Here is a 641-nt window from a genome sequence, read left to right as displayed (position 1 = left end):
GTGTGCACAGCGTCACCAGGGTCGCGATGGACAGCGGTATGTAGCGCATGGATGCGATCACGCACATTTGGGCGGAGATGGTTGTCACGCCGATCAGCGCGTAAAGGGCCATGCCGCTGCGGCTGGCCGTGCGCAACCGGGCGGCGATGCCGCCCTTGTCGGCGCTGAACACCAAATGCAGGGCCAGGCCGCACACAGCACCGATGAGCGCGCCCAGCACGGGCTCGTTCCAGCTGCGCACTGCCGAGCCGCGAAGTACATTGCCGATCGCGTAAGCCAGCGAGCTGCCCGCGCCCAGAAACAGCACCGACTGCAGCAACCGCTGGCGCAGGCCGAACTTCATGGTGGAAGGCGCAGGCCCACCGTCCGGGGGGAGTTCCGGCGTGGGACCGCGGCGCGAGAAAAACCCGGGCTTGTAGCTCACCAGTATCAGGCCGCCTATGGTCATGACCATGCCCAGCGCCACCAGCACGCCCAGCCGTTCACCCAGCAGGAGCCACGCCATCAGCGCGGTGAAAAGCGGGCTGCTGACCTGAAAGATGCTGGCCTTGGCGGGGCCGAAACGCACCACGGATTCGTAGAAAAACCAGCGCCCCAGGTAGGTGGAAAAGGCACCGGCAGCAGCGAACATCCAGAACGCC

General features: G+C 65.8%; 1 protein-coding gene. It reads right to left on the bottom strand.

Features of this window, described 5'->3' with window-relative positions; translation table 11 throughout:
- On the bottom strand, window positions 1-641 hold a 641-nt coding region (locus tag AC1D0Z_RS23655; RefSeq protein ID WP_477660551.1), incomplete at both ends, for an EamA family transporter.

Source organism: Polaromonas sp. P1_E3 (assembly GCF_056405935.1).
Note: the sequence above shows the minus strand (reverse complement) of the source record. Positions and strands in the feature narration are given on the sequence as shown.